This is a genomic window from Cupriavidus sp. CPT47-8839-RL05A, assembly GCF_058792255.1.
In genome coordinates, this window is record NZ_JBYTEG010000019.1 from 14,508 (window position 1) to 38,575 (window position 24,068).

General features: G+C 63.9%; 25 protein-coding genes and 1 tRNA gene. 8 read left to right on the forward strand and 18 right to left on the reverse strand.

All coding sequences use genetic code 11. The annotated features are described in order from the left end of the window. The first annotated feature begins 44 nt into the window (after positions 1 to 44). Positions 45 to 1,133: a CobW family GTP-binding protein gene (locus AC3WVS_RS22170; protein ID WP_492320387.1), complete on the forward strand. Its 1,089-nt coding sequence runs from the start codon at positions 45 to 47 to the stop codon at positions 1,131 to 1,133. 33 nt (positions 1,134 to 1,166) lie between these two features. Here AC3WVS_RS22170 and AC3WVS_RS22175 read toward each other — a convergent pair whose 3' ends face one another. Together AC3WVS_RS22175 and AC3WVS_RS22180 are read right to left on the reverse strand one after the other, a co-directional pair. Next, positions 1,167 to 1,643: a MaoC family dehydratase gene (locus AC3WVS_RS22175; RefSeq protein WP_492320388.1), complete on the reverse strand. Its 477-nt coding sequence runs from the start codon at positions 1,641 to 1,643 to the stop codon at positions 1,167 to 1,169. 54 nt (positions 1,644 to 1,697) lie between these two features. Continuing rightward, on the reverse strand, positions 1,698 to 2,681 hold the full coding sequence (locus AC3WVS_RS22180; RefSeq protein WP_492320389.1) for a tripartite tricarboxylate transporter substrate binding protein: 984 nt from the start codon (positions 2,679 to 2,681) through the stop codon (positions 1,698 to 1,700). Positions 2,682 to 2,838: 157 nt separating this feature from the next. On the opposite strand from AC3WVS_RS22180, the gene AC3WVS_RS22185 reads away from it, so the two are divergent. Together AC3WVS_RS22185 and AC3WVS_RS22190 are read left to right on the forward strand one after the other, a co-directional pair. Further along, positions 2,839 to 3,741, forward strand: coding sequence for a LysR family transcriptional regulator (locus AC3WVS_RS22185; RefSeq protein WP_492320390.1), 903 nt, complete (start codon positions 2,839 to 2,841; stop codon positions 3,739 to 3,741). 129 nt (positions 3,742 to 3,870) lie between these two features. Then, on the forward strand, positions 3,871 to 5,061 hold the full coding sequence (locus AC3WVS_RS22190) for a CaiB/BaiF CoA transferase family protein (protein ID WP_492320391.1): 1,191 nt from the start codon (positions 3,871 to 3,873) through the stop codon (positions 5,059 to 5,061). Positions 5,062 to 5,099: 38 nt separating this feature from the next. On the opposite strand, the gene AC3WVS_RS22195 is transcribed toward AC3WVS_RS22190, so the two are convergent. Next, positions 5,100 to 6,107 (reverse strand): AraC family transcriptional regulator, encoded by a 1,008-nt coding sequence (locus AC3WVS_RS22195; protein WP_492320392.1) that lies wholly within the window; start codon positions 6,105 to 6,107, stop codon positions 5,100 to 5,102. Positions 6,108 to 6,491: 384 nt separating this feature from the next. On the opposite strand from AC3WVS_RS22195, the gene AC3WVS_RS22200 reads away from it, so the two are divergent. The 3 genes from AC3WVS_RS22200 (at position 6,492) to AC3WVS_RS22210 (ending at position 9,794) form a co-directional block, all read left to right on the forward strand. Beyond that, the gene (locus AC3WVS_RS22200) at positions 6,492 to 7,841 is read left to right on the forward strand and encodes a nucleobase:cation symporter-2 family protein (protein ID WP_492320393.1); all 1,350 of its coding nucleotides are present in this window, start codon (positions 6,492 to 6,494) and stop codon (positions 7,839 to 7,841) included. Positions 7,842 to 7,844: 3 nt separating this feature from the next. Continuing rightward, entirely contained in the window at positions 7,845 to 9,251 is a 1,407-nt protein-coding gene (locus AC3WVS_RS22205; RefSeq protein ID WP_492320394.1) for an amidohydrolase family protein, read from the forward strand. A 354-nt stretch (positions 9,252 to 9,605) separates the two neighbouring features. Next, positions 9,606 to 9,794 carry a DUF1484 family protein gene (locus AC3WVS_RS22210; RefSeq protein ID WP_316151686.1) on the forward strand — a complete coding sequence of 63 codons (189 nt, stop codon included), beginning with the start codon at positions 9,606 to 9,608 and terminating at the stop codon, positions 9,792 to 9,794. 391 nt (positions 9,795 to 10,185) lie between these two features. On the opposite strand, the gene AC3WVS_RS22215 is transcribed toward AC3WVS_RS22210, so the two are convergent. The 7 genes from AC3WVS_RS22215 to AC3WVS_RS22245 all read right to left on the reverse strand — a co-directional run bounded on the left by AC3WVS_RS22215 (position 10,186) and on the right by AC3WVS_RS22245 (position 15,476). Beyond that, the gene (locus tag AC3WVS_RS22215; protein WP_492320395.1) at positions 10,186 to 10,608 is read right to left on the reverse strand and encodes a type II toxin-antitoxin system VapC family toxin; all 423 of its coding nucleotides are present in this window, start codon (positions 10,606 to 10,608) and stop codon (positions 10,186 to 10,188) included. Further along, a complete protein-coding gene (locus AC3WVS_RS22220) occupies positions 10,605 to 10,859 on the reverse strand; it encodes a type II toxin-antitoxin system Phd/YefM family antitoxin (protein ID WP_078198072.1) in 255 nt (84 codons plus the stop codon). Before AC3WVS_RS22220 ends, AC3WVS_RS22215 begins: the two co-directional genes overlap by 4 nt. Positions 10,860 to 11,068: 209 nt before the next feature. Beyond that, complete coding sequence (locus tag AC3WVS_RS22225; protein ID WP_010812293.1) at positions 11,069 to 11,527, reverse strand: DUF2846 domain-containing protein; 459 nt, start codon at positions 11,525 to 11,527, stop codon at positions 11,069 to 11,071. After that, entirely contained in the window at positions 11,524 to 11,931 is a 408-nt protein-coding gene (locus tag AC3WVS_RS22230; protein ID WP_492320396.1) for a hypothetical protein, read from the reverse strand. The genes AC3WVS_RS22225 and AC3WVS_RS22230 overlap by 4 nt, the downstream gene beginning before the upstream one ends. Positions 11,932 to 12,194: 263 nt before the next feature. Further along, positions 12,195 to 13,199: a Bug family tripartite tricarboxylate transporter substrate binding protein gene (locus AC3WVS_RS22235; protein WP_492320397.1), complete on the reverse strand. Its 1,005-nt coding sequence runs from the start codon at positions 13,197 to 13,199 to the stop codon at positions 12,195 to 12,197. A 15-nt stretch (positions 13,200 to 13,214) separates the two neighbouring features. Continuing rightward, positions 13,215 to 14,636, reverse strand: a complete 1,422-nt coding sequence (locus AC3WVS_RS22240; RefSeq protein WP_492320398.1) for an amidase family protein — start codon at positions 14,634 to 14,636, stop codon at positions 13,215 to 13,217. A 105-nt stretch (positions 14,637 to 14,741) separates the two neighbouring features. After that, positions 14,742 to 15,476, reverse strand: coding sequence for a FadR/GntR family transcriptional regulator (locus tag AC3WVS_RS22245; RefSeq protein ID WP_316151692.1), 735 nt, complete (start codon positions 15,474 to 15,476; stop codon positions 14,742 to 14,744). Positions 15,477 to 15,772: 296 nt separating this feature from the next. Here AC3WVS_RS22245 and AC3WVS_RS22250 point away from each other — a divergent pair, with 296 nt between their 5' ends. Further along, positions 15,773 to 16,096 (forward strand): 2TM domain-containing protein, encoded by a 324-nt coding sequence (locus AC3WVS_RS22250; RefSeq protein WP_010812298.1) that lies wholly within the window; start codon positions 15,773 to 15,775, stop codon positions 16,094 to 16,096. A 38-nt stretch (positions 16,097 to 16,134) separates the two neighbouring features. Here AC3WVS_RS22250 and AC3WVS_RS22255 read toward each other — a convergent pair whose 3' ends face one another. Together AC3WVS_RS22255 and AC3WVS_RS22260 are read right to left on the reverse strand one after the other, a co-directional pair. Then, positions 16,135 to 16,896, reverse strand: a complete 762-nt coding sequence (locus tag AC3WVS_RS22255) for a LytR/AlgR family response regulator transcription factor (protein WP_492320399.1) — start codon at positions 16,894 to 16,896, stop codon at positions 16,135 to 16,137. Positions 16,897 to 16,909: 13 nt separating this feature from the next. Then, positions 16,910 to 17,824, reverse strand: a complete 915-nt coding sequence (locus AC3WVS_RS22260; RefSeq protein WP_492320400.1) for a sensor histidine kinase — start codon at positions 17,822 to 17,824, stop codon at positions 16,910 to 16,912. Between the two features lie 316 nt (positions 17,825 to 18,140). Between AC3WVS_RS22260 and AC3WVS_RS22265 the strand changes: the two genes are divergently transcribed. Further along, a complete protein-coding gene (locus AC3WVS_RS22265) occupies positions 18,141 to 19,973 on the forward strand; it encodes a DEAD/DEAH box helicase (protein ID WP_492320401.1) in 1,833 nt (610 codons plus the stop codon). A gap of 20 nt (positions 19,974 to 19,993) precedes the next feature. Here AC3WVS_RS22265 and AC3WVS_RS22270 read toward each other — a convergent pair whose 3' ends face one another. The 6 genes from AC3WVS_RS22270 to AC3WVS_RS22295 form a co-directional block, all read right to left on the reverse strand. Then, positions 19,994 to 20,227, reverse strand: a complete 234-nt coding sequence (locus AC3WVS_RS22270; RefSeq protein ID WP_492320402.1) for a type II toxin-antitoxin system Phd/YefM family antitoxin — start codon at positions 20,225 to 20,227, stop codon at positions 19,994 to 19,996. Positions 20,228 to 20,377: 150 nt separating this feature from the next. Beyond that, positions 20,378 to 20,453: transfer RNA gene (locus tag AC3WVS_RS22275), tRNA-Thr, on the reverse strand. A gap of 52 nt (positions 20,454 to 20,505) precedes the next feature. Then, a complete protein-coding gene (locus AC3WVS_RS22280) occupies positions 20,506 to 20,994 on the reverse strand; it encodes a ClpXP protease specificity-enhancing factor (protein ID WP_492320403.1) in 489 nt (162 codons plus the stop codon). A gap of 57 nt (positions 20,995 to 21,051) precedes the next feature. After that, positions 21,052 to 21,663, reverse strand: coding sequence for a glutathione S-transferase N-terminal domain-containing protein (locus AC3WVS_RS22285; protein ID WP_010812311.1), 612 nt, complete (start codon positions 21,661 to 21,663; stop codon positions 21,052 to 21,054). Positions 21,664 to 21,883: 220 nt separating this feature from the next. Next, positions 21,884 to 22,627, reverse strand: a complete 744-nt coding sequence (locus tag AC3WVS_RS22290) for a cytochrome c1 (RefSeq protein ID WP_035826002.1) — start codon at positions 22,625 to 22,627, stop codon at positions 21,884 to 21,886. A gap of 36 nt (positions 22,628 to 22,663) precedes the next feature. Further along, positions 22,664 to 24,067, reverse strand: coding sequence for a cytochrome b (locus tag AC3WVS_RS22295; RefSeq protein ID WP_035826003.1), 1,404 nt, complete (start codon positions 24,065 to 24,067; stop codon positions 22,664 to 22,666). Position 24,068: the final 1 nt, after the last annotated feature.

A 24,068-nucleotide genomic window follows, 5' to 3' on the forward strand; every position in this document is an offset into this window, starting at 1 on the left:
TTGCGGGGAACGCAGTACCCAACTGGTACAAATCAGGAGACAACATGAACGCACCTGCCGTCGCACAACAGCCGCCCGTCCCGGTCACCATCCTTACCGGCTTCCTCGGCTCGGGCAAGACGACGCTGCTCAACCATATCCTGACGCAGAAGCACGGCCACCGCATCGCCGTGATCGAAAACGAGTTCGGCGAGGTCGATGTCGATTCCGACCTGGTGATGACCTCCGACGAGGAGATCTACCAGATGACCAACGGCTGCATCTGCTGCGTGGTCGATGTGCGCACCGACCTCGTGCGCATCCTGCAGAAGCTGCTGGAGCAGCCCGAGCGCTTCGACCATATTCTGGTCGAGACCAGCGGCCTGGCCGATCCCACGCCGGTGGCGGCCACCTTCTTCATGGACAATGAAGTCGCCAGGCAGGTCACGCTCGACGGCATCCTGACGCTGGTGGACGCGGTGCATATCGAAAGCCACCTCGATGACCCTCAGCTGACCGGCTTCGACAACCAGGCCGTCGACCAGATCGTGGCGGCCGACCGCGTGATCCTCAACAAGACCGACCTGGTGAACGCCGCGCAGCTCGACAGGCTGGAGGCACGCATCCACCGGCTGAACGAGGGCGCGCAGATCCTGCGCTCAAACTTTGCCCAGGTGGACCTGGGCAAGATCCTCGGCATCGGCGGCTTTACCACGGGCACGATCCAGGCGGACGCGCACGATGACCACCACGAACATGCGCACGACCACGACCATCACGACCACGTGTGCGACGAGCATTGCGACCACGTGCACGATGACGACGCGCATGGCCACCGCCACGATCCGTCGGTCACGTCCGTATCGCTGGTGTTCGACCAGCCGTTCGACCGCCAGCGCCTGGAGCACGGCCTGAAGGCACTGCTCGCGGCCCAAGGGGACGATGTGTTCCGGATGAAGGGGATCGTGGCCGTGGAGGGCGATGACCGCCGCTACGTGCTGCAAGCCGTGCACCGGCTGATGGATTTTCATCCCGCCGACGCCTGGGGGCCGGAAGCCGCGCAAAGCAAGTTCGTATTTATCGGCCGGCACCTCGACAAGCTGCGCTTGCAGACGCTGCTGAAGGTCTGCCTGCCCGTGGCTCAGGCAGCCTGACGGTCCTGACCGGCAGCGGAGGCTGACCTCCCGTCAGTCCCCGTTGCTGCCCGGCACGCGCTTGCGCAGCAAGTACCTTTGCGTCCCCTCCATGACGCAAACGTCGTTCTGGTTGCGCACCTCCGACCGCATCGCCAGCACGCCGGTCGTACGGCCGGGAACCAGCTCGGTGACGGTGAGGCGGCAGTACAACGTATCGCCGACGTAGACAGGCGCGAGGAAGCGGCTGCTCTGCTCGATGAAGCCCTTCAGGGACTCCTCGACCATATGGGGAAACAGGCCCGCCCCCGCGGCAGTCTGGATCACGACCTGGAATCCGTGCGCCAGCATGTGCGGCATGCCGTGAGCACGGCAGTACTCGACGTCGTAGTGAACCGGATGGTTGTCCCCGCTTGCCAGCTGGAACGCCGCGAACAGCGCGTCGGTCATGGTGCGGGACGGCAGGTTGAAGTGCTCTCCGAGTTCGAAATCCTCAAAGTAGCGCTGCGGACAAAGTTGATAGGCGTTCATGGCTTCTCCGTATGCCTGATGGTTGGTTCCGGCGCTGGCCTGCGCGGGTTTCGCTCAGTCGGCTTTCATATTCGTGGCGACGGCCACCCGCTTCCACTTCTCCAGTTCCGCGCGCAGGAATTTGTCGAGCCCCGCTGGTGTAGGCTGGGTCTCCAGCTGCAACCCGAGCTCGAAGGCCTTGCTTTGCAGGGCGGGATCGCTGAGTGCATCGCCAAGTGTCGAGACCAGCTTCTGGACAACTGTCGAAGGTGTTCGGGCTGGCACGAATACCGCATTCCAGGTGTATGCTTCATAGCCGGATACGGCTTCCGCAATCGCCGGCGTCTCCCTGGTCTGCGGCAGGCGTTTTTCCATCGACGTTCCCAGCAAGCGCACCGTTCCTGCCCGCACCTGCGCCAGCCCTGTCGGTGCGCTGTCGATCATGAATTCGACATGGCCACCGATAAGATCGGCCATGGCAGGCGCGCTCCCCCGATACGGGACATGGACCGCTTTCGTTCCTGCCGTGTAGTTCAGCAGTTCCCCGGCGAGATGCGGGGCACTGCCAACTCCCGCTGAGCCATAGTTGACCTGGCCGGGACGCGACTTCAGATAAGCGATGAATTCCGGCAGTGTTTTCGCCGGAACGCTCTTGTTCACGACCAGCACCAGCGGCGCACGAGCCGCCAGCCCGACTGGCGCAAAGTCCTCGATCGTGCGATACGGCAGGCCGGCGTGAATGCTTGGGTTCACGGCATGCGCTACAGTGGTCAGCAGCAACGTATAGCCGTCCGGTGCGGCTTTCGCCGCGAGCTCGGTGCCGACTATCGTGCCGGCCCCCGACTTGTTCTCGACAACCACCGAGGTGTTCAGCTTGCGGCTCCAGCTTGCAGCCAGCGATCGGGCGAAGGTGTCCGTCGGCCCGCCAGCGGCATACGGAACGATGAGTCGGACAGGCCGCACCGGGTAGTCGGTCTGCGCCACTGAAGGGGACGCACAGGCCAGGAGTGTCGCGGCGCTGCCCAACGCACTGGCGATCCTGCGGAAGAGTATGGTCATGTTGGTCTCCGATTCTTTTTCGCGCAGCACAGCGATAGCTGCGGTGACGAGCCGAAATATAGAATCGGACCCTACAAGGACACCAGTCGAAAGCTCCTGGGGTGTCGTTAGAATTTTTCTAAACACCCCCGGGAACTGTCGGGCAACGGAGACAAGCGTGCGTTTCGAACTCACCGATCTGCGAGTATTCCTCGCCATTGCGCAGGCCAAGAGTGTGACGGCAGGAGCGTCAGATATGCATTTGACGGCGCCTTCGGCCAGCTACCGCCTCAAGAACCTCGAACAGGCAATGGGCGTTCCGTTGTTCAACAGGACACAGAAGGGCATGGCCCTGACGCCGGCGGGCGATACGGTACTGCGCTACGCCGAGGCGATCATGGAGAACGTCGAACGCCTGCAGTCGGAGATGCGGCGCCATACCGACGGTATTGAAGGGCATATCCGCGTCTACGCGAACAGCAGCACCATGGCCAGCCTGCCCGCCGCGCTTAGCCGGTTCCTGGCGGCGTACCCGAATGTCAATGTCGACCTGGAGGAGCACCTCAGCGAGGACAGCGTGCGGGCAGTGATCGAAGACCGTGCGGACGTCGGACTGGTGGCCGGCGCGATCGACATGCGGGGCCTGGAATTCATTCGATATGGCGTCGATGAGCTGATGTTCGTGGTTCCGGCACGCCACCCGTCCGGGTTGCTCGACAAGATGTCCCTTGCACAGGCGTTGGTGTACGACCTGGTATCCGTCGGCAGCAAGAGCAGCAATTTCCTCTTCCTCAATGACATGGCAGCGCGTGCCGGCATCAAGCCACGCGTTCGCGTGCATGCACCCGACTTTGCCGCGGCCATGCGTTGCGTACAGGAAGGCGCCGGCATTTCGCTCGTGCCACGTTCGGTAGCGGGTCCCCTGATCGAGCAAGGGGTGGTGGAAGGGGTGGCCCTGGACGAGCCGTGGGCCCGGCGCGAGCAGCGGATCGTCGTGCGGAGCCAGAAGGCGCTCCCGGCCTATACGCGCGACTTTATCCGCTATGTCGCTGAATGGGGCGCACCGGACGCTGCACCGTAAGGCTAAGCATGCGGCCGGTTTCGAAGACTTCGAAGCCGCCTTAGGAATTCTCGACTGTTCGGGGGAAGAGGACCGTTCCTATACTTTGTCGTCCGGCCCATGTGCCGCCAGGTCTCTTCACTCCCCTCCATGAAACCCAGCCTACGCCCCCTTGATGGCATCACCGTTCTGGCGCTCGAGCACGCTGTAGCGGCGCCCTTTGCCAGCCGCCAGCTCGCCGATCTCGGCGCCCGCGTCATCAAGGTGGAACGCCCGGTCGTTGGCGATTTCGCCCGCGACTATGATCATTCCGTGCACGGCCAGTCGTCGTTCTTTGTCTGGGCAAATCGCGGCAAGGAAAGCCTTACACTGGATCTCAAGAAGCCCGAGGCCAAGACGATCGTGCACAAGCTGCTCGCCGAAACGGACGTATTCATCCAGAACCTGGCGCCAGGCGCCGCCCAACGCATGGGGCTGGACTTCGAGTCATTGCATGCCGACTATCCTGAGCTGATCGTTTGCGATATCTCGGGGTATGGCGACAGCGGGCCATACCGCAACAAGAAGGCCTATGACCTCTTGATCCAGGCCGCTGCAGGGCTGATTTCGGTAACCGGTACGGACCCTGCGCCGTCGCGCACCGGCATTTCCATCGCGGATATTGCCGCTGGCATGTACGCCTATACCGGCATCCTGTCCGCCTTGCTGCAGCGCGCACGGACTGGCGCCGGCCTCAGGGTTGAAGTCACCATGCTCGAGGCGTTGAGCGAATGGATGTCATATCCGCTGAACTTCGCTCACTATGGCGGCACGCCGCCCGCACGCAACGGTGTTGCGCATCCGGGTATCGCCCCCTATGGCCAGTACCAGACCGGCGATGGGGCCAGCGTCATCTTCGGGCTGCAGAATGAACGGGAATGGCAGCGCTTCTGCACCGAGGTGCTGGAGGACCCGGCCCTGGCGGCGGATGCCCGCTTCAACTCCAATCTCCAACGCGTCGCCAATCGCGCGGCGCTGGACCAGGAGATCGCCAGTCATCTCCGCTCCATGACCCGGGAGCAGCTGGTCAAGCGTCTCGATCGCGGGGGTATTGCCAACTCGCCCCTGAACGACATGCATGATGTGTGGCAGCACGCGCAATTTGCCGCACGCAATCGCTGGCGGGAAGTCCAGACGCCGGGTGGCGCCATCCAGGCACTCCTGCCGCCGGCAACGCTGTCGGGCGTACCGGCTGCCATGGGGAATGTGCCGGCAGTCGGCGAGCACTCTGCTTCTGTCCTGAAGTCGCTCGGCATGAACGAGGCAGAGATCGAAGCCCTGGCGGCCGCGGGCACGATCTGAGTGCTGAAGGTCCTGAGCAACAGGGGCCTGGCTCGCCGTCAGCCCCCCTGCTGCGCTGCCGCCCGCAAGGTCTGTGACGGCAGCTCGCCAAACTGGCGCCGGTACTCGCGCGAGAACAGGCTCAGGTGGGTAAAGCCGTGCCGCAGCGCAATCGCGCTGACCATCCCCTTCTCTTGCCGTGCCCGTTGCAGATCGGCGCGCGCCCCATGCAGGCGCAGCAGACGCAGGTACTCCATCGGCGTGGTGTTCTTGCTCTTGCGAAAACCCAGCTGCAAGGTGCGTGCCGATACGCCGCAATGCGCGGCGATCTGCTCCAGCGTCAGCGGCTGGTCAAGATTGGCGCGCAGGTGGGCGATGGCATTGCGCACATAGTCAGGCAGCACAGCCTCGAACCGGCGCGGCAGCATATTGCCATCCGCGGCAAAGCGGTCCAGCAGCAGTGTCGACAGCACGATGCGCTCAATGCTGCCATCCACCGCCGGCACGCCGCTGCCTTCGCGCCGCACCCGCGTTTCCGCGCGCAGGTAGCTCACCAGCGCCTGCCAGCGCGCGGCACGGCCATCGTCCGCCACCGGCTGCATGTCGAATTCAATCGGCACCGGCGGCTCGAAGCTGAACTGCTGGCGGAACGCCTCGTCGATCAGCTGCCGGCGGATCACCACGCTGAAGCGCTCGCAGCCCGGATCCAGCGACAACGTGGCCGGCACGGTGGGCGAAAACACAAAGGTCGCCCCCGGCGGCATCAGCATCGCACCGCGCGGGGTCTCCACGCGGCACGTACCCGCCAGCACGGTCTGGATCACGAACTCATCCTTGTTGGGCTGCGGCTCGATCTGCACTGCCTGGTTATAGGCAATGGTGACCAGCGTCAGCCGGCCGATGGTGCTGGTGTCGATACGGGCATCGAGCGCCGCATCGGCCTCGGTCGCGCGCAGCCGCGTAGGGCCGAACACGCGGCCGGACAGCGACTGGATGCGGTCGAGGTCACCGCCGCGGCTGACTGGCGAGCGGGAGGCTGCAGCTAACCATCCTGCGGTGGGTGACATGGCGTTGGAGAAAGAAGTGAACGGATCAACCGCGACCGACGCATCAACATCCGGCGGCGTTCTCCCCTCTCCCGCGCGCGGGAGAGGGGAGCAAACCAGCGGCCGTGGCAAGCGCATCCATCCTATGGCCACCCCCGCCCTCACGCAACCCAAGGGAAACCCCTGATGCCCCGGGCGCGCATTTTGCAAGCGCGATTGCGGCCCGGTGCCAGTGTCTTCGCAATAACGCTATGACGGCCTGCCACGCATCACTACTGTGCAAGGCATGCGTCGGCCATGCGCCGCGCATGGCACCGTGACGGACCGAGCCCGGCAACCAACAGACCGGGCCAGCCGCCGCCGGCATGGCGCACTTTCCCCCAGCACGCGGCAGGAGACAACATCATGCAAGCAGCGGTTCACCCCGTCGACCAGGTCCTGCCGGCACGCGCCATGACGACGCTCGGCTTCCAGCACATGCTGGTCAGTTATCTCGGTGCCATCGCGGTGCCGATGATCGTGGCCGGCGCGCTCAAGATGACGCCGGCGCAGACCACCATGCTGATCAGCACCGCGCTGTTCACCTCCGGCATCGCCACCCTGCTGCAGACCGTCGGCTTCTGGAAGTTCGGCGTGCGCCTGCCGCTGATGCAGGGCGTGGCGTTCAGCTCCGTGGGCCCCGTCATCGCCATCGGCACCGATCCGTCGCTGGGCTTCAACGGCGTCTGCGGCGCCATCATCGCCGCGGGCGTGATCGCGATGTTCCTTGCGCCGATCATTGGCAAGCTCAAGCGCTTCTTCCCGCCGGTTGTCAGCGGTTGCACCATCACCGCGGTGGGCCTGTCGCTGTTCCCGGTTTCGTTTCACTGGTTTGGAGGCGGAAGGGGCGCGTCGGATTTCGGCGCTCCCATCTTTTTCATCGTTGCCTTCGGCGTAGTGGCACTGATCCTGTTTATCAACCGGCACGGCGGCGAGCTGATCCGAAACCTGTCCGTGGTGATCGGCCTGCTGGTCGGCGGTGCGGCGGCGTGGATGCTGGGCATGGGCAGCTTCGATGAAGTCGCGCGCGCGCCGTGGTTCACCATGGTGACGCCGTTCGCCTTCGGCATGCCCACCTTCAACGTGGGCGCCATCACCACCATGGTGATCGTGATGGTGGTGCAGATGGTGGAATCGATGGGCCTGTTCATCGCCGTCGGCGATATCGTCAAGCGCCCCCTGACCGAGCGCGATGCCACCCGCGGCCTGCGTGCCAACGGCCTGGCCAGCGCCATCGGCGGCATGTTCGCGGCGTTCCCGTATATCGCCTTCATGGAGAACGTGGGCCTGGTCATCGTCACCGGCGTGCGCAGCCGCTGGGTAGTGGCCACCTGCGGCGCGATGCTGTGCGCCGTGGCGCTGGTGCCCAAGATCGGCGCGCTGTTTGCCTCGATCCCGGCCGCGGCGCTGGGCGGTGCAACCATGGTCATGTTCGGCGTAGTCGTGGCCGCCGGCATCAAGACGCTGGGAGAGGTCGAATACGACCGCAATCCCAACAACCTCTCCATCGTCTCCATCACGCTCGGCTGCGCGATGATGCCCGTGATGCTGCCCGGCATGCTGGAGAAGCTGCCCGGCTTCCTGCAGCCCTTTGTCCACAGCAGCGTGATCATCGCCTGCGTGGTCTCCGTGCTGCTCAACCTGATTCTCAACGGCGTGCCCGCCCGTGAAGCCGACGAGCTGCCCGCCAGTGCCGACAACGTCCAAGGGGTCTGAAACATGGTGCAGAACACCAACACCACCAGCGCCGCGCCCGCCGGCGACCTGCTGATCCGCAACGCCACCGCCGTGATGACCGGCCGCGCCGGCAATGCCGCGCGAGCGGGCGCCGCCGACATCCGCATCCGCGACGGCCGCATCGCCGAGATCGGTGCAGCCCTGCCGCGCCACGACGGCGAGGCTGTGCTGGACGCCACCGGTTGCGTGGTCTACCCGGGCTGGGTCAACACCCACCACCACCTGTTCCAGAACCTGCTCAAGGCCGTGCCCAGCGGCATGAACGTGGGGCTGGAACAATGGCTGGCCTCCGTCGCCTACCCGCGCCTGGCGCGCTTCACGCCGGAGATCTTCCGCACCGCCGTGCGGTTGGGCATGGCCGAACTGCTGCTGTCCGGCACCACCACCTGCGCCGATCACCACTACCTGTATCACCACGGCCATGGGGCGGAGACCGGCGACGTGCTGTTCGAGGTAGCGGAGGAGCTTGGCATGCGCCTGGTGCTGTGCCGCGGCGGCGCCATCCAGTCAGCCTCAGATCACCCCGGCATGCGCGCGACGGCACTGGTGCCGGAGACGCTGGACGAGATGCTTGCCGATATCGAACGGCTCAAGGCCCGCTACCACGATGCCTCAGCAGATGGCCTGCGCCGCGTGGTGGTCGCGCCGACTACGCCGACCTTCTCCCTGCCGCCCGCCCTGCTGCGCGAGCTGGCCGCCTTCGGTCGCGGCATGGACCTGCGGCTGCATTCGCACCTGTCCGAGACCGACAACTACGTGAAGTTCTGCCGAGAGAAGTACCAGTGCACGCCGGTGCAGTTCGTGGCCGACCACGGCTGGCTGGGGCCTGACGTCTGGTTCGCGCACCTGGTCACCGTGAATCCCGAAGAGATCCGCATGCTCGCCGTGACCAACACCGGCATGGCGCACTGCCCTGTCAGCAATGCGCGGCTCGGCAGCGGTATTGCGCCAGTGCGCGCGATCGCCGATGCGGGCGTGCCGATCTCACTGGGCGTGGATGGGGTGGCATCCAACGAGTCGGGCAGCATGGTGCATGAAGCCAACTTCGCGTGGCTGGTGCACCGGGCGCTGGGCGGGGCCGCGCAAACCCGCGTGGAAGAAGTCATCCATTGGGGCACCGCAGGCGGTGCGCAGGTGCTGGGGCTGCCGGGAATCGGCACGCTCGCGCCAGGGCAGTCTGCCGACCTGGCGATCTATGACGTCAGCGGGCTGCGGTTCCATGGCTTCCATGACATCGGCACGGCACCAGTGGCGGCAGGCGAGCCTACGCCGGTGCGGGATGTGCTGGTGCGCGGGCGTCAGGTAGTGCGCGATGGGATGATCGTCGGATTGGATCTGGAGAAGTTGCGCCGGGAGGCGCGGGAGGCATTGGCGACGCTGGTGGATTGAGGAGGGTGGTTTAGGCGTTTGGCTATTTGCGGGCGGGCGGGGGTCGGGCAGGATGCGGCGTCCGTGTGGGAATGCGAAGTGTCTTATCGAGTCGAGCGCCGCGACGCGAGAGACTGGGGCTGTCATCGAACAACGGTGACCGAGTGTGGAAACTCGAATGCCAAAGCCGGACCGGTCGTACTTGACGATCGGTCCCGCCCATACGAGCAAGCCATCCTGCTATGGCGGGCCGGGCGAGGTAGCCGCAAGGCTGACCGGCATTGGCTTTGGCACCGGTTTTCCACCCTCGTCGTCAGGCCCGCCGCCCTCCCCTAACGTCGTGCGGCGGACCTTCACTCAACGATAGGAGGTCCTATGTCGGAAATCGATCTATCCACGGCGCGGTACAGCCTTCAGTCAGTCTCGGCTGGTATGGATGGTGTGCTTACCCTGCTGGAACAGCAAAGTGTGCAATTCGAGGGCTGCTTTAGTGCATTTTGCTTGTTGGGGCTGGTGAAAGCGCAGCTGGAGAGTGTGTTGGCGGATGAGCTGCCTGCGTCTTAACGGGGATGGCTTCCCGGCAAAGGCGCTGACAGTGAAGTCGGGAAGCCTCTCCCACCCCTGGTGTCGGCTCGCAGCGTATGCACCAATCGCAGAGCGTGGGAGCGCGCCAACTCAGTACACTTCAACCCATAAAAATAGGCTCATGGCCGATTGGCGGGGGCTAGCGGTTTGTGGGATTGGGGTGTGGTTTTCGGGCTGCGGCACTGCGGTTGGGTGTCGTGCTACGCGCGGCGAAATCCGGGTGGGCGTCTAAGGTCGAGTCACAGGGCAGTGGCGAAGGCATTACGGCATAAGAAGCGATGCGCGCGAAAAGCGCCTTCACCGCCGGCTGCCGACTCAGGGGCGAGAACTTCTATAGTTTCGGCAACTGGGAAACGACGGCGAATTACGATCAGGCCTCCCAAGGGTTCAGGATGCTGACGCCAGTTGCCATGAAGTCGGCGACATTTCGTGTAACGACGGTCATACCGTGCACGATTGCTGTGGCGGCAATCAACGCATCCCGCTCCGATTGCCGGTCTGGTACGTGCAACCGAGCGCAACGCAGGGCCACGGCGGTATCAATGGGCAAAACGCGGCCTGCGAATTCGGGCAATACATGGTGGTCCAGCCACGCCCGCAGCAGCGCACCTTGGCGGGCATCCCGCCGCTCGATCTGCAAGACACCGGTTTCCAGTTCCATGATGGTGACCGCCGACACAAAGAGCCAAGCTGCATCAACGCTGGCAGACCACGCTGCAACGTTTGCATCAGCTTTACCGGCTCGGACCTTGCGCAGTTCGGAAACGACATTGGTATCGAGCACGAACATCATGTGAGATCAGCGGGCCGGAATTTGATGTTGGCACGTGGCGGATTGAACTCGATGTCCTCAACGCCGGGCATCGCGAGTGCGTCTGCAATGTTGCGGCGCTGCTGGGTGAGCCTCTGATATTCCTCGAAGCTCAACAGCACATGCGCCGGTTTGCCGCGGTCCGTAATGAAGACCGGACCGTCCTTCGTCGCCTTCTTGGCTCTTGTCACGTCCTGATTGAGTTCTCGGCTCGATAGGGTTGTGATCGTCATGATGGCACTCCCGCCCACTTCAATGTAGTTACGTTACTACAATGAAAAGGGCGACGCAACCCTGCTTTGCCAAAATCACGAGGAGGTGCCTTGCCTACGTTGATATGCCCGCGCTGAGCTGCAAGCCATGCGGAATTCCGATGGGTCAATTGACGACGCACCGGCGTCGTCAACGCGACTCAGCCCGCAACGCGGCTGAGTCAATCCACTTACTTCGCCGCAGTCTTCACCTGGTCCCCGGTGTAGCTCAGCGAAGCCAGTTCCTCCTTCGCCTTCTCCGGCGTTTCCAGCTCCAGCACCACGCGGCCCACCATCAGCCCCAGCGACGGGGAGCTGCGCACGTACTTGGTTTCGCCGGCATCCAGCACGAAGCTGAGCGTCTTCTCGGTTTCGGTCGAGGCCGCCGCGACATACTTGCCGGCCGTGCGGTCCACGAAGAAGAAACCGCCGGGCTTGGATTCGCCAACGACCTGGCTATTCAGGCGAATATCCGGCTGGATAGCCGCCCCGAACATCGACGCCGAACGCAGGAAATAAATCCGACCCTCGCCCGGCTTCAGCGTGGGCATCGAAGCCGCCATCTCGGCGTGCTTCACGCCCGAAGCGCATCCCGCCAGCAGCGATGACACCGCCAGTCCGGCGATCAGCATGCGCGCAACCCGTTTCATTCCGATTCTCCCAAGTTCAAAGGTACTGCTGTCGTTAGCGGGGAGTAGTTCTGCTCCCCAGGCAGATAGAAGCCCACCAGCGTCTTGTTGCGGACGACCAGGTAGGCCTCATGAACGTGGCGGCCCTCGATTGTGAGAATGGTGCCGACGGGGCGGTAGACATCGCCTTGCGGGAGGCGCCCGACCTGCGACCAGGTCGACTTGGCAGCGAGGTCTCGGGAATAGCCGGTGTCGAGCTTGACCTGCGCCGGCGCTAGAAGCTGGACGCGCTTGGCCGTGGCAGCTGGCTGCATGAGCTCCACTGTTGCCGGGGTGGTCGCGATCATCGGGGCGCAGGCGGAGAGTGCCAGGCTAACGCCTGTGGCGAGCCACAGGCGGCGGGCGCGGAAAGAGGAGGAGGTCATGGCTGGATACGCTCGGGTGTATGGCTCACAGCCTGAGCGGCTGCGCCCCACAGCAATTGCGCCAGTCGGCACGATGCGGCGCCATTGGCACTTTCCCTTGGCGCCGCCCAGGTTGTCTTCTGAGGCTAATTACGACACTGGGACAGACATGCTTAATACAAAGCGGCACCCTACAGGAGGAGGGTGCCGCAGGAATTCCCCAGCTAGCTGGCACAAATGGAAATCGTCTCCAGCCGAGTTTGGCTGCGGCTACGAAATTCCTCTCAATCCCCCTTGAAACCCGACGCCTTGATCACCGGCGTCCACCGTGCCGAAAGCGCGCTCGCATACCTGGCAACCTCATCAGAAGTGCCGCCCGGCAAGATGTCATAGCCAGCGCGCGCCAGCTTCTCGCGCACGTCCGGCATGGCCAGCACCTTGCGCACGGCCTGATACCACTGCGCGGTCACGTCGGGCGGCGTGTTGGCGCGGACATAAAGCAGGTAGCGCGACGAGGTCACAAGGTTGGGAAAGCCAGACTCCGCAAACGTAGGCACATCCGGCAAGGCATCGGCGCGCTTTTCCCCTGCCACGGCCAGCACGCGGAGCTTGCCGCCGCGATGCAGTTCGGTAAAAGTCGTGATGGCGTCCATGCCTGCCGCGATCTGGTTGCCCATCATTTCCGTTGCCATCGCCGCGCCACCGCGATACGGTACCAGCGTACTGCCGGCGCGGGACTGGCTGACGAACTCCACGGCAAGGAAATGCAGCAGCGTGCCAACCGTGCTGATGCCGATCGAATAGTCAGCCGGCTTGGCCCTGGCGGCCTTGACGAAGTCGGCCAGTGTCTTGATGGGTGAGCTGGCGCTGACTGCAATGCCGAACTGGACGCCCGTCACATCGGTGATCGCCGTGAAGTCGGTGGCGGGATTGAAACGCATATTGCTGTAGATCAGCGGCCCGATGAACATCGGATCGACGGGGGCCAGCAGCACGGTGGTGCCGTCGGCCGGGGCGTTCTTCAGCCCTTCGGCCGCCACGCGCGTCCCGGCACCGGGCCGGTTGTCGACGATGACGGTGCGGCCCATGGCGTCTTTCAGCTTCTCGGACAGCAGGCGGCCCATGTAGTCGGCCGGCCCGCCCGGCGGAAACGGCACGATGATGCGCGATACGGACTGCCCCCATGCGGCCCTGGAGAGCAGGCCACCGGTACACAGGGCGGCGGCGGTTCCGGCCAGCATGGCGCGGCGCGACAGCCGTGGGGCGTAAGCAGGTTTGCGTTCGTTCATGGGAAGCTCCTGGGTCTAGATGCCGGTTTGCACGTCGGTGTAAGGGGTAAAACGCGCCGCGTCTTCAATCGCCTGGCCGGCGCGCAGCAACAGGTCTTCGCGGAAGCGCCATGCCATCAGCTGCACGCCGACCGGAACGCCGCCGGCCATGCCCGTCGGCACGGACAGCCCCGGCATGCCGAGCATCGCTGTTGCCAGCATGGGGCTCTGTGCGTCCAGCAAGGCCCGGTTCTCTTCTGGCGTGCGGATATCCGCGTCTTGCACGCTCGGGCGCTGCCACGACACCGGCATCAGCACCAGCGGATAGGTTTGCATGAACACCGACCAGCTTCGTGCAATCGCCTGGCGCCGTGCCAGGGCATCCAGAAAACCATCGCGGTCGGTTTCCTGCATCCCGTCCAGCATGTTGCGCTGGCTTTGCCGCATGGCCTCGTCGCCATGCTGGTCAACGCCCGCGATGATGTTGCGGCGGCTGTCGTCGACCGTCAGCGTGCGCCACAGCGCTGCCGCTTCCATGAAATCAGGCAGGCTGGCTTCCTCGACGGCGTAGCCCGCTTGCTGCAGCCATTGCGCGGCACTGTCCAGCGCTGCGCTGACCGCGGGATCGACGGGAATGCCCGGACAACGCCGGAACAGCGCCACGCGGATCGGTCCCGGCGGCAGCGGCAGTTCCAGCGGCACCGGCACCCAGGCTGGGTCGCGCCCGTCATAACGGGCCATGGTGTGGTAGCCGAGCCGCAGGTCGGCAATGCTGCGCGCAAGCGGCCCTTGCACGGACATGAGTTGTGGCGTGATGCTGCGCTCGGCAGTGGCCGACGGGTTGTACGCGGGCACCCGCCCCGTCGTCGGCCGCAAGCCGGCGACACCGCAGGCATAGGCCGGATAGCGAATGGAGCCGCCGATGTCATTGCCATGCGCCAGCGCCCCCATGCCGGAAGCGACCGCGGACGCGGCACCGCCGCTGGAGCCGCCGGGGGTGATATCCGCATCCCACGGGTTCAGCGTGCGCCCGTGCAGGCCGTTGTCGGTAAACCAGCGCGAGGAATAGGTAGCCGTATTGCTGCGCCCGACGATGATGGCCCCGGCACTGCGCAGGTGCGCGACCACGGGAGCATCCTCACGCGCGATGTTGTGCTTCAGCGGAATCACGCCGTTGGTGGTGGCATGGCCTGCCTGGTCGACATTGATCTTGATCGTGACCGGCACGCCATGGAGCGGCCCCAGTTCTGCGCCCTCAGCGACCTGGCGGTCCGCGGCATCCGCGCTGGCCAGCGCCTCTTCTGCCAGCACCTCCGGCAACGCATTCAGGCGAGGGTTAAGGGCATCGATGCGAGCCAGCACGCTGGCCGTGACCTCGCGGCAGGAAATCTCGCGCCGCCGCACGGCATCGGCAATATCGACAGCGCTCCAGCGCCAAAGCAATTCAGCAGGTTTCACGTCAAGGCTCCCAGGATTCAGGCAATAGGAATCCCACCCGCCGTGTCGGATGCCACGATGGCGGTTGGGTGTGCAGAAAAAGGGGGACGCTAGCGCGTCAGGGGATCAGTCGACCGGGCTCATCAGCAAGCTCCCGCGGTCCACCCGGGACTCGGCTTCCAGGGCCAAGGATTCGGCATGCTCCATGTGCTCCTGCATCAGGGCACGCGCACGCTCCGGGTCGCGCGACCGGAAGGCTTCGATCAGCGCGTTGTGGCTGTGGAAGATCTCTTCATCAAAGTCGTCGAAATCATCCTGCGCATTACGCACCACGATGACGCGGCGGATGATGTCGTTGAGCAGGCGGCAGAACAACGCCAGCATCGGGCTGCTGCAGGCATCGGCCAGGCGGTCGTGGAACAGCAGGTCGGCTTCGCGCCGCTCGTTCCAGTCCGTGCTGCCGCCGTGTTCCGGGTGGCTCAGCCCGACCAGCGCTTCGAGATCGGCGATGTCGGCATCGGTCAGGCGCAAGGCGGCGTTGGCTGCCAGCTCCGGCTCAACCGCGCGGCGCAGGGCGTAAAGCGTGACGATGTCGACCGACTGGAAGTACAGGAAGTTGGACACTGCCTCCAGGCATCGCTCATAAGGCGGCTGCGTCAGCGTGGCACCGCCGTTCGGCCCCGTGCTGACCTTGACCAGCCCCTGCGCCTGCAGCGAGGCAAGCGCCTCACGCACCGTCCCGCGTGCGACGCCCATCTGTTCGATCAACGCTGCTTCCTGCGGCAGCTTGTCTCCGACCTTCTGGTGCGTCTGCACGATCCAGCGCTTGATATCGTTGACCACCTGGTCCGAACGCTTCACGCGTCTGCTGCCCTCTATCTGCGGGGTCGGCTTGGAATCCATCGCTTCGTATTTATGATCATAATTACTATGATTATGGTGAAGGACTGGGCTTTTCCTATGCGGGTATTCCCGGCGAGACGGGTCAAGAGCAGCAAGAAGTCGGGGGGCATGGAGGGGTCGGACCCGCCGACATTCGCGCTGTCCGCGCGCCCACCGGCGAACGAAATCCGTCGATTCGGCCCATGGGCCTGGAGCGGCGCTTGGCGATGGCCTATACCTGACGCAAGCCAACCATCTTGATCACGAGGTATCCCATGCACCACGCCTTCCCTCCCAACGACGACCCCAACGCCATGGCCTACTGGCGCGCGCGCCGCATGGTGCACGCCCTGCGCGGCTGGTACATCCACCTGCTGGTCTACGCTGTCGTCAATGGCTGGCTGTGGTTCCGCTTCTTCTACTTTCCGTCGCCGCGGTGGTCGCATTACGCCGCCACCGGCTGGCCATGGCCGCTGACCACGACCCTGGCCTGGGGCCTGGCGCTGACCGTGCATGGGTTGCTGGTATGGATGCGGCTGTCGCGCCGCGGGCGTGACTGGGAACAGCGCAAGATCCAGGAATTCATGGATCGCAAGTGAATCCCTCGGCCGGCGGCGCAGTGGCGCCGCCGACCGCCTTACATCTGCCGGAAGCGGTGCATGTACGCGCGCGATACCGGCAGTTCGGCTTCGCTGTCGCGCATCCGGACAAAGAGCCGCCCTGCCTCATCGCGGCGCGTTCCGGCCACGTATTCCATGTTGACGATGGACGAGCGGTGGATCTGCCAGAACACCTCGGGATCGAGGCCGGCAATCAGCTCCGCCAGCGGCGTGCGGATCAGGTGCTCGCCATCGCGGGTATGCACGACCACGTACTTGTCGTCGCTCTGGAAGTACATCACTTCCTGGATCGGCACGTGGCTGGTGGTATTGCCGCGGCTGGCGCGTACCCAGCGCAGCTGGCCGCCGCTTTCCGCGCGCGGCTGGGCGCGTGTGAGCTGGCTCAGTAGCTGGGCCAGTTCCGGCAAGGGTGCCGCTTCCTGCAACGCCTTGCGCAGCCGCTCGATGGTGCGGCCGAGCCGTTCCTCGCTGACCGGCTTGACCAGGTAATCGACGGCCGCGCGCTCGAACGCATCGAGCGCGAATTCGTCATACGCCGTGACGAACACCAGCCGCGTATCGGTTTCAATCCCTTGCGCCACCTCCAGGCCGGACAGGCCGGGCATCTTGATGTCGAGGAAGGCTACGCTCGGCGACAACCGTGCGATGGCGTCGGCGGCTTCGATGCCGTTGGTCGCCTCGGCAACGATCTGCAGCTCCGGCCAAAGGCGTTGCAACTTGCCGCGCAGATATGCGCGCAGGTGCTCTTCGTCGTCGGCAATCAGGGCGGTGGGCGTCATGGGCGTCTCCGTTTCAGGATGTACGCGGCAGCGGGATTTCGATCAGCACGGCAGTGCCGGGCGAGCGTTCTTCAATGCGTACGTGGGCGTCACCGTCATACAGCACAGCCAGCCGTTCACGCAGGTTAGAAAGCCCGACCCCGGCGCCGGCCGAGGGGCGAAAGCCCATGCCATCGTCCTCGATGGTCGCCAGCATGCGCGGGCCGCGCCGCTCCAGCCGGACCAGCAGCCGCCCGCCTTCGATCTTTGGCTCCAGCCCATGCTTGATCGCATTCTCGACCACGGGCTGCAGCAGCATCGGCGCCAGCGGCATCGATTCGAGTTCGGGGTCGACATCGACCGAGTAATGCAGCCGGTCCCCCATGCGGATCCGGATCAGCGCCAGATAGTCACGCAGCAGCTTGGCCTCCTGCGCCACCGTGCCTTGCGTGGCGCGGCTGGCTGCAAGCGATGCGCGCAGGTAGGCGATGAAATGCTCCAGCATCAGCGTGGCCTTCTGCGGCGCGGGCTCGATCAGGCTGACCACGTTGGCCAGGGTGTTGAACAGGAAGTGCGGTTCGATCTGGGCCTGCAGCAGGCGCATGCGGGCTTCGACCAGCTGCTTCTCCGTCGACAGCGTGCGCACCTGTTCCTGCGCCATGTATTGCGCGATCTTGCGCTCTTCCCACTGCCGCCCGAGCAGGCCGACGCGACTCCACGTCATCACGCCGTGTATCGCCAGGCCGATACCCCAGCCCATGAGCGGCCCACCGGACCACGGCCGATGCGGCGATCCCACCAGATGGAAGCCGATCAGCAATGCATTGACCGCCACGTAGACCATGGCGTGCATGTAGAAGAAGCGCAGCGCGCGCACGCGGCGGCGGGCGTCTTCGTAGGCGCGCTGCTCGGGGGCGGATCGCCAGATGCGGGAGTCTGGGGAGTGCACGGGCGGGTGGCTGGGGGCGGAGATAGCGGGAGGTTACCACTGCGATCCGGGCTCTGATATGGGGGTGGCGGGAATCGACGGATCGGCGGCGCGGATCGCCGGAAAGCCGGCGCAGACCGCTTGACAGCCCCCGGAGCCGCCGGCTCGCCAGTGTCGCCAACCGGCAAATCACCAAAACTACCGAAATAGCCACCGTTACCGTTTTGTGCCTACAATTGCCGCATAACAAACCTGCCTGACCGCCGTCGCACCGGGTCCGCGACACCTACCGTGGTCAGCGCAGTTCCTGAACGGGCAATAAGAAGAGCAACAACGCATGGCCACGCTGATTCCCGCGCTGGGTTCGGTCACTTCGCGCATGACCAGTGGAGAGAGACGCTTCGCCGAGCGTCTGGAGACAAAGCTGGAGGACGACTACCTGTGTTGGTATGACGTCGCCATCGGAGAGAAAACCAGGCATCCGGATTTCATCGTCTTCCATCCCAGCCGGGGTCTGCTGGTGTTGGAGGTGAAAGACTGGAGGCTGGATACCATCCGGGAAGTCGACCAGCGCGATGTCACGCTGCTGACGGATCGCGGGCTGGTGCGGGAGATGAATCCCCTCGAGCAAGCCCGCCAGTACATGTTCTATGTCACCAACCTGCTGCAGCGCGATCCGCAGTTGGTCTGGCCTAGCGGCTCGTTGAAAGGCAAACCCTTCTTTCCCTACGGCTGCGGCGTCGTCCTGTCCAACATCACGCGTGCCCAGTTCGACAAGACCAACCTCGGTGACGTCCTGCCCCCGCACCTGGTGATCTGCCAGGACGAGATGTATGAGGCGGTCGACGCGGAACGCTTCCAGCAGCGCCTGTGGGAGATGTTCCCGGTCAAGTTCACCTTCAAGCTTTCCCTGCCGCAAATCGAGCGGATTCGCTGGCACCTGTTCCCGCAGATCCGCATGCCGGAGCAACGCGCGCTCTTTCCGGAGGATGCCGCGGAGCCGCTGAATATGCCTGACATCCTTCGCGTCATGGATCTCCAGCAGGAGCAGTTGGCACGCAGCCTCGGCGAAGGCCACCGGGTCATTCATGGCGTCGCCGGCTCTGGCAAGACGATGATCCTCGGCTACCGGGCTGAGCATCTTGCAAAGATCGTCACACGGCCAGTCCTCGTGCTTTGCTACAACAAGACCCTCGCCGCCAAGCTGGCGGCGACGATGATCGAGAAAGGCATCGAAGAGAAGGTCCACGTCCACAACTTCCATGCGTGGTGCTCGCGCCAACTAGAGACTTACAACATTGACAGGCCGAAGGGGCGCCCCAGCGATGCGCTCTTTGAGGAAATGGTAAATCGCGTCATCCAGGGCGTGGACCGGAAAGCGATCCCGGCCGGCCAGTACGACGCCGTGCTGATCGATGAGGGGCATGACTTCCGGCCGGAGTGGTTCAAGCTGGTCGTGCAGATGGTGAATCCGGAGAGCAATTCCCTATTGGTGCTCTACGACGATGCGCAGTCCATTTATGGCGGCGCTAGGAAGCGCGGGATGACCTTTGCCAGCGTGGGCATCCAGGCCCGGGGCCGTACGACCATCCTCAAGCTTAACTACCGCAATACGCAGGAGATACTGGCCGTCGCGCGCAGCTTTGCGGATGAGTTGCTGCGGCCGACCGAGGCAGCCGAAGACGAAGCGCCTACCGTGCAACCTGTCGGTGCCGGGCGCCGCGGCAACAAACCGCTGCTGATCGAATTGCCAAACGTAGAGGCGGAAGCTGAGCGCATTGCGCAGATCCTGACTGACGAGAATCGGGCTGGTACGCCCTGGTCAGAAATGGCGGTGCTCTATCGCCATTGGGACACGGTCGGACACGTCACCAGCGCGCTCACGCGCAAGGGCATTCCGTTCGAATGTCCCCAAATCACCAAGCGATTTACACCCGGCGCGGACAGCGTCAAGGTGATCACCATGCATAGCAGCAAAGGATTGGAGTTTCCGCTGGTATGCATTCCGGCCACGGGGATGCCGCATAAGCATGATGAGGCGGATGAAGACGAAGCGCGGCTGATGTATGTGGCGATGACGCGGGCTACGCGGCAGTTGGTGATGACGTTTGGGGACGGGTCGAGGTTTGCTGGAAAGCTGGGTGCTGCGCTCGGTGCAGTAAGGGAATAAGGCACGCTTATCCAGCACGATCACCGCTCGGCCTCCCACTCAACGTCCACTGGCTCCGTCGGCGCGTCGTAGCGCACCACGGTGCCGCGTAATACCTGAAGGGGGTCACGCTCCAGCCCGCGATAGGGACGCACCTCGAGTGTGGGCTTGCCGTGGTCCGTGACAATGACCGGCTCGCCCGAGGCTTCGATCTGGCGGAAATACTCGAGGGCGCACGCCTTGAACTCGGTCTTGGAAATCAGGCTGCCAGCCATGGATTGCCTTCTAGTCATTGCTACTAGTCAGAAATCTACGCCACAACGACTAGATGAATAAGTCATTTTTTTCGGCATTGATGCGGCTGTGCGCCCTTGCCACAAAAACAAAACGGGCTACGCAATCTTGCGTAGCCCGTTTTCAAATTCTGGTGCCGGCTGCAGGACTCGAACCCGCCACCTGATGATTACAAATCAACTGCTCTACCTGATGAGCTAAGCCGGCATGTCTGGTGCAGACCGCGATTCTACTGCATTGCGGTCCGCTTTGGGATGGCTTACTTCACCACTTTCAGTGCGGGCTTCTTGCTGCCGATGCGGGGCACCGGGGGCGGCGTGTCGTCGTCGCCGGGGCCAGTGTCGGTGGTAGTTGCCGAGGTCTCGGCTTCCACCGGGGCCAGCTTGGGCGGCGGGTTGTTTTCACGCTCGGTGGCGGCCTGGGTTTCCGGCAGGCTGCGTTCGACCGGGAAGGCCATGCCTTGCCCGTTTTCACGGGCGTAGATGGCCAGCACGTTCTCGACAGGGACGTCGATCTTGCGCGAGACGCCGCCAAAGCGTGCACTGAAGGTGATCCACTCGTTGCCCATGTCCAGGCCGCTGGTGGCGTCGAAGCTGACGTTGAGCACGATCTCGTTGTTCTTGACGAACTCGCGCGGCACGCTGGTGTTGGCGTCGACGAAGACGGCGATGTACGGCGTGAAGCCGTTGTCCGTGCACCATTCATAGATGGCGCGGATCAGGTAGGGCTTGGTGGAGGTTTCAGACATTGTGCTTCCAATGGCGCCGTGGTGGCCCGAGGGCGGATGCCTTCGGGCCGGTGCCGGTTAGCGGCGCATCACCTTTTCGGACGGGGTGAGCGCTTCGATGTACGCGGGACGACTGAAAATGCGTTCAGCATACTTCAGCAGCGGTGCGGCGTTCTTCGACAGCTCAATGCCGTAGTGGTCCAGGCGCCACAACAGCGGCGCGATGGCGACGTCGAGCATCGAGAACTCTTCGCCCAGCATGTACTTGTTCTTGACGAAGATCGGCGCAAGCTGCGTCAGGCGGTCGCGGATCGCGGCGCGGGCGCGTTCGTGGTTCTTCTCCGCGGCCTTGCCCTTTTCGTTCTCCAGCGTGTAGACGTGGGTGAACAGTTCCTTTTCGAAGTTGAACAGGAACAGGCGGGCGCGGGCACGCTGCACCGGGTCAGCCGGCATCAGCTGCGGGTGCGGGAAGCGCTCGTCGATGTATTCGTTGATGATGTTCGACTCATACAGGATGAGGTCGCGCTCGACCAGGATGGGCACCTGGCCGTACGGGTTCATCACCGAAATATCTTCGGGCTTGTTGAACAGGTCGACGTCGCGGATTTCAAAATCCATGCCCTTTTCAAACAGGACAAGGCGGCAACGTTGGGAAAACGGGCAAGTCGTACCCGAATACAACACCATCATGGTTGGATTCCTTGGGCTTAGCCGAAGCAGGGTCGGACAGTAAGGTCTGTCATTCTGCCAAAGTCGACCATCAGAAAGCAAATTTGTGGAAAATGGCGCACTTTATTGGCGCGCTTCGGCAGGTTTTCCAAGAGAAAAGGCCAGGGGCGGTGCTGCTTTCGCAGCGGCCACCCCTGGCCTTTGCCTTGTCCGGGCCCGGATTCGGGCCCCTGGCATGCCTTTACTTCACGTCCTTCCAGTACGCGGCGTTGAGGCGCCAGGCAAAGACGGTGAACACGCCCAGGAACAGCAGCACCCAGACGCCCAGGCGCTTGCGGTGGTTCTGCGCGGGCTCGGCCATCCAGTCCAGAAAGCCGACCAGGTCAGCGCTGGCCTGGTCGTACTCGACCTTGCTCAGCTTGCCCGGGCTCAGTTGCTCGAAGCCGGCAAATTTGTGCACCTTTTCGCCGTGCTCTTCCACTTCCGTGAACTTGGCGGCGCGCTGGCCCTGCAGTTCCCACAGCACGTGCGGCATGCCGACGCTCGGGAACACCAGGTTGTTCCAGCCGGTGGCGCGGCTGTCGTCACGGTAGAACGTGCGCAGGTAGGTGTAGAGCCAGTCGTCGCCGCGGGCGCGGGCGATCACCGACAGGTCCGGCGGCTGCGCACCGAAGAAGGCCTTGGCTTCCTTCGGCTGCATGGCGATGGTCATGGTCTCGCCGACCTTGTCCGCGCTGAACAGCAGGTTCTCGCGGATCTGGTCGTCGGTCAGGCCGATGTCCTTGAGCCGGTTGTAACGCATCATCGATGCGCCGTGGCAGTTCAGGCAGTAGTTGACGAACAGCTTGGCGCCGCGCTGCAGCGACGACAGGTCAGCAGTGTTCACCGGTGCCGGCTCAAGGGGGAAGCCCCCCTCGGATGCCATGGCAGGCGCGCCGGCAAAGCAGGCGCCGGCCAGCGCGAGGATCGAAAGCAGCTTTTTCATCTTGTGTCCTTGTGCTCTTGTCGGGGTTCGCTTCGCTCAGTGCGGGTGGAACGTGACACGCTCCGGGACCGGCTTGAACTCGCCGACACGGCTCCACAGCGGCATGGTCAGGAAGAAGGCGAAGTACAGCAGCGTACCGAGCTGCGACACCTTCTCACCGACCGGCGACGGCGGTTGCACGCCAAGATAGCCGAGCACCAGGAACACCACCACGAAGACGGTCAGGATGGTCTTGTGGAAGGCAGGACGATAGCGGATGGACTTGACCGGCGAGTGGTCCAGCCACGGCAGGAAGAACAGAATCACCACCGAGCCGCCCATCACCAGCACGCCCCAGAACTTGGCGTCGATGAAGTAGAAGCCCACGGCCAGGATCACCGCGACGGCGACGGCGCCGATCTTCACGCGCGCATCCTTGCTGCGCAGGAACACCATGCCGAGCAGCAGCGCGAAGAACACCCACAGGATCGGCAGGAAGTTCGACGTGGTGGCACGCAGCATCGAGTAGAACGGCGTGAAGTACCACACCGGCGCGATATGCGGCGGGGTCTTCAGCGGGTCAGCCGGGAAGAAGTTGTTGTGCTCCAGGAAGTAGCCGCCCACTTCCGGGAAAAAGAAGATCACGGCCGAGAACAGGAGCAGGAAGCCGGCAACGCCCAGCGTGTCGTGCACCGAGTAGTACGGGTGGAACGGGATGCCGTCCAGCGGGATACCGTTTTCGTCCTTCTTGGCCTTGATCTCGACGCCGTCCGGGTTGTTCGAACCCACTTCGTGCAGCGCGATGATGTGGGCAATGACCAGCGCCAGCAGCACCAGCGGCACGGCGATGACGTGGAACGAGAAGAAGCGGTTCAGCGTTGCATCGCTCACCACGTAGTCACCGCGGATGAACAGCGACAGGTCCTGGCCGATCACGGGAATCGCCGAGAACAGGTTCACGATCACCTGGGCGCCCCAGTACGACATCTGGCCCCATGGCAACAGGTAGCCCATGAAGGCTTCCGCCATCAGGCACAGGAAGATCAGGCAGCCGAAGATCCAGACCAGCTCGCGCGGCTTGCGGTACGAACCGTACAGCAGGCCCCGGAACATATGCAGGTAGACCACCACGAAGAAGGCCGAGGCGCCGGTCGAGTGCATGTAGCGCACCAGCCAGCCCCAGGGGACTTCGCGCATGATGTATTCCACGCTGGCGAAGGCCACGGGAATGCCGGCGGCGTTCAGCGTGGCGTCCGGCTTGTAGTTCATCACCAGGAAGATGCCGGTGACGATCTGGATCACCAGCACCAGCAGCGCCAGCGAACCGAAGAAGTACCAGAAGTTGAAGTTCTTCGGCGCGTAGTACTTGGAGAGGTGGTCTTCCCACAGTTGGGTTGCGGGGAAGCGGGCGTCGATCCAGCCCAGCAGGCCGGTCGTCTTGACTTGTTTTTCGGCCGCCATG

Excerpts from the sequence above, each read along its gene's own strand:
- AC3WVS_RS22170 (WP_492320387.1), top strand. The coding sequence starts at position 45 with ATGAACGCACCTGCCGTCGCACAACAGCCGCCCGTCCCGGTCACCATC.
- AC3WVS_RS22175 (WP_492320388.1), bottom strand. The coding sequence starts at position 1,643 with ATGAACGCCTATCAACTTTGTCCGCAGCGCTACTTTGAGGATTTCGAA.
- AC3WVS_RS22180 (WP_492320389.1), bottom strand. The coding sequence starts at position 2,681 with ATGACCATACTCTTCCGCAGGATCGCCAGTGCGTTGGGCAGCGCCGCG.
- AC3WVS_RS22190 (WP_492320391.1), top strand. The coding sequence starts at position 3,871 with ATGAAACCCAGCCTACGCCCCCTTGATGGCATCACCGTTCTGGCGCTC.
- AC3WVS_RS22195 (WP_492320392.1), bottom strand. The coding sequence starts at position 6,107 with ATGTCACCCACCGCAGGATGGTTAGCTGCAGCCTCCCGCTCGCCAGTC.
- AC3WVS_RS22200 (WP_492320393.1), top strand. The coding sequence starts at position 6,492 with ATGCAAGCAGCGGTTCACCCCGTCGACCAGGTCCTGCCGGCACGCGCC.
- AC3WVS_RS22205 (WP_492320394.1), top strand. The coding sequence starts at position 7,845 with ATGGTGCAGAACACCAACACCACCAGCGCCGCGCCCGCCGGCGACCTG.
- AC3WVS_RS22210 (WP_316151686.1), top strand. The coding sequence starts at position 9,606 with ATGTCGGAAATCGATCTATCCACGGCGCGGTACAGCCTTCAGTCAGTC.
- AC3WVS_RS22215 (WP_492320395.1), bottom strand. The coding sequence starts at position 10,608 with ATGATGTTCGTGCTCGATACCAATGTCGTTTCCGAACTGCGCAAGGTC.
- AC3WVS_RS22220 (WP_078198072.1), bottom strand. The coding sequence starts at position 10,859 with ATGACGATCACAACCCTATCGAGCCGAGAACTCAATCAGGACGTGACA.
- AC3WVS_RS22225 (WP_010812293.1), bottom strand. The coding sequence starts at position 11,527 with ATGAAACGGGTTGCGCGCATGCTGATCGCCGGACTGGCGGTGTCATCG.
- AC3WVS_RS22230 (WP_492320396.1), bottom strand. The coding sequence starts at position 11,931 with ATGACCTCCTCCTCTTTCCGCGCCCGCCGCCTGTGGCTCGCCACAGGC.
- AC3WVS_RS22235 (WP_492320397.1), bottom strand. The coding sequence starts at position 13,199 with ATGAACGAACGCAAACCTGCTTACGCCCCACGGCTGTCGCGCCGCGCC.
- AC3WVS_RS22250 (WP_010812298.1), top strand. The coding sequence starts at position 15,773 with ATGCACCACGCCTTCCCTCCCAACGACGACCCCAACGCCATGGCCTAC.
- AC3WVS_RS22255 (WP_492320399.1), bottom strand. The coding sequence starts at position 16,896 with ATGACGCCCACCGCCCTGATTGCCGACGACGAAGAGCACCTGCGCGCA.
- AC3WVS_RS22265 (WP_492320401.1), top strand. The coding sequence starts at position 18,141 with ATGGCCACGCTGATTCCCGCGCTGGGTTCGGTCACTTCGCGCATGACC.
- AC3WVS_RS22270 (WP_492320402.1), bottom strand. The coding sequence starts at position 20,227 with ATGGCTGGCAGCCTGATTTCCAAGACCGAGTTCAAGGCGTGCGCCCTC.
- AC3WVS_RS22280 (WP_492320403.1), bottom strand. The coding sequence starts at position 20,994 with ATGTCTGAAACCTCCACCAAGCCCTACCTGATCCGCGCCATCTATGAA.
- AC3WVS_RS22285 (WP_010812311.1), bottom strand. The coding sequence starts at position 21,663 with ATGATGGTGTTGTATTCGGGTACGACTTGCCCGTTTTCCCAACGTTGC.
- AC3WVS_RS22290 (WP_035826002.1), bottom strand. The coding sequence starts at position 22,627 with ATGAAAAAGCTGCTTTCGATCCTCGCGCTGGCCGGCGCCTGCTTTGCC.
- AC3WVS_RS22295 (WP_035826003.1), bottom strand. The coding sequence starts at position 24,067 with ATGGCGGCCGAAAAACAAGTCAAGACGACCGGCCTGCTGGGCTGGATC.